The 2,712-nt window shown below is 59.8% G+C and carries 2 protein-coding genes; both read left to right on the top strand.

From position 1 onward, the window contains the following. Nucleotides 1-198: 198 nt before the first annotated feature. Nucleotides 199-702, top strand: coding sequence for a hypothetical protein (locus BOSE46_RS21365; RefSeq protein ID WP_159543129.1), 504 nt, complete (start codon nucleotides 199-201; stop codon nucleotides 700-702). A gap of 197 nt (nucleotides 703-899) precedes the next feature. After that, a complete protein-coding gene (locus BOSE46_RS21360) occupies nucleotides 900-2,507 on the top strand; it encodes an LA2681 family HEPN domain-containing protein (protein WP_159543126.1) in 1,608 nt (535 codons plus the stop codon). Nucleotides 2,508-2,712: the final 205 nt, after the last annotated feature.

Here is a 2,712-nt window from a genome sequence, read left to right as displayed (position 1 = left end):
GACGCACCGCCGAAGGCAAAACCAACCGAGAGATCAAACGCTGCCTAGCCCGCTACGTCGCCCGCGACCTCTACCGACTACTCGAAAACGGCCCCGCAGCGGCTTGACGAAGCATAGGAGCGTCGCAGGGCCCAGCTGGCGGGTACCTCGGTGGGTGAATCGACGTGGGCAATCCGCGCCGACTGATTGAATGAGTGAATGGACGTCGATACGGAGTCAGTAGTCACGTCGTGGGTGGCGACGGCTCTGGTCGAACTTGGGGAGTCCGGTTACGCCCAGATCGACATCGCTGACCTGCTCGATCCCTCCCCAGAGCTGGGCGCTCAGACGGCGCTGAGTTGTCTGCAGCTGGCGGTGAACACAGCGCGCAGAACGGTGCCCCAGCTTGGCGGGATTCTCACTATCCCTCTTGAGTACGAGGATCCTCCACTGGACCTGACACGCGAGATCCCTGATCTGTCCGATGTGCTCACTACGCCGACCATTTACGCTCCTGGCTACGAGGTGCCCGGCATCTACCTCGTCCAGCCGTGGTTGCTGAACTCTCCATCAGAAGGCGAGAGATACACGTACTCACTTCGAAGTGAGCAGCTGCCTGACGGGTACGTGAGTTATTACGAGGCCGGGCGCTCGCCCCGAGAGATCGAGCAGGGTTGGGAGTTCGCTCGAGCCGTCTTCGTCAAGACGGTCGCCGCCCACTAGGGCAAGCGAGGAGGTTCAGTTTGCCGATGAGCTGAGCTATCGTCCGACTCACTACAGCAGGGTCGCCCAACTGGGCAGCCGGAACGCGGCGGATTGACGCAGGGCGTTCTCGATGGGATTCGCGATTCGGTTGTCGTTTCGTGTATCCGGACGTGTTCCGACGAATCCCTCTCGACGTCTGAGACAGACTTGAGCACATGAATGAGGACTCACTTCGGAAGATCGATCAGGTCGCCGCCTACCTATCCGAGAGGTTGGATGAGGATCCGGAGCGAGTTGCCAACGCGATAGTTCAGACGGTCGTTGAGGAACTAGGTGGCTTCGACGTTGAGATCGATTCAGCGATCGAAGCACAAGTGCTGATGAACGCGGCCTCCGTGCTGGTTAACGCTGCCGAGCGCCTCTCTGACGTTGAACTGCTTGCGCTCGGTGAACTCTGGATGACTCGATCTGCCGGCAGCGAACACTTGGTCGGTAGTCCTATCGAGGCCAACGCGAGGTACAACCTCGCGAATAGCCAACTATGTGCAGCTGACGCTCACACCCTTCCCGCGGAGGGGCAGGCGTACGACGCAGCAGAAAGTGTGAAGGCGCGTTGGGAGCAGCGCGACCGGCTTAGGCAGATTCGGTCGGGATTCGCCCTGGCCGCCGAGCTCGACGAAGATGGACTGACGGCAGGCATGGCGTTGTGCAACTTGGCCAACACGCTCGATCACTCCGGGCGTTGGATAGAGGCATACGACGCATACGTCCGAGCGCTCGCTGCTGATCCGACAAACGGCAATGCCGCCGGGAACGCTGCTGTGCTCATCCAGCGCGCAATCTCGTCAGGCTGGGACTTCGAGGGTCATCTTTGTTCGCTTTACGACCACTATCTCGCCTTAGCAAAGGCCAACCGAGATCGAACAGTCGAGGTCGCGGGCGAGCACGCTGCTGCGAAATTCGACGCCATGGAACCGCTCGGTAGTGATGAACCTTTCAGACATGATGGCCAACTCGACGATGACTATCAGCAGTGGATCGTAGAGAACCGACTCGCCCTCGCGGCCTCGCTAGAGGGTCTAGGCACTTCGACCGATGAAGGGCGCTGGGACACCGCGACCGTTCGTTCCGTTACGACTCCCGTTGGTCAGGTCGACACGCCGACCATCTTCTCTCTCATAAACCTGCTCAAGGCCGACTACCTCGTCGCGCGACGTCTAGCGTTCGATGCGATCCAGTCCATACGTCTAACCGGAGGTTGGGGACAAGAGACTCACGATTCCGGCGTCTATGCGGACACGCTCAACTATGCCTTATACGGAACAGTCTCGTCGTCGCTCGTTTTGGCCCACCGAGCCGCGCTAGACATGTTGGACAAGACCGCCGTGGCGCTAAACGAGCACCTCGAACTAGGCGACGATCCGAAATACATCACCTTCCGGCGGTTCTGGTTCCAGGATCCGAAACACCGCACACAAATTCGGGAGGATCTCCTGTCTCTCCCTGGCTTGCAGTACGCAACACTCTCCATGGCAGAACTCGCCTACGACATGGTCGACGAGGGGATCTATGCCCATGCCCAAGAGGTGCGCCACGCGGGTACGCACCGGTTCGTGCTTGTGCACCACGGTTTGCGAGACCTGGAGAGCACCGGTGCGACGCAGACCATATCGCTCAAGCTGATGATCGAGACACTCACTCAGGCGCTGTCGGTGGCGCGCGCTGCGTTCCTGTACCTAATCTCGATGATCGAGACAGTCGAGGGTCAGAAGGCGGCAGACGGGAGACCAACGACGCCCGTGGAGATTCCGAACGTCCTCTAGCCACTTCATTAAGTTGCACTAAATCGAGAGCACGTTTATCCCCTCCAGAATCAACACACGGCGGTCAGCAGGGGACCGCGTCATTCTGGGCTACTAGAGACTTTCGGCAGGGCCGGTGTCTGGCCAGACTCGGTCTAGGTGCTCGGCGGGTCGCTCTCTTTTGGGCTGCCCACCCGGTTTGCGGGTGTGGCTCACTATCGGTCTG

It is taken from the genome of Aeromicrobium sp. 9AM (assembly GCF_902506105.1).
Lineage (GTDB): Bacteria > Actinomycetota > Actinomycetes > Propionibacteriales > Nocardioidaceae > Aeromicrobium.
Note: the sequence above shows the minus strand (reverse complement) of the source record. Positions and strands in the feature narration are given on the sequence as shown.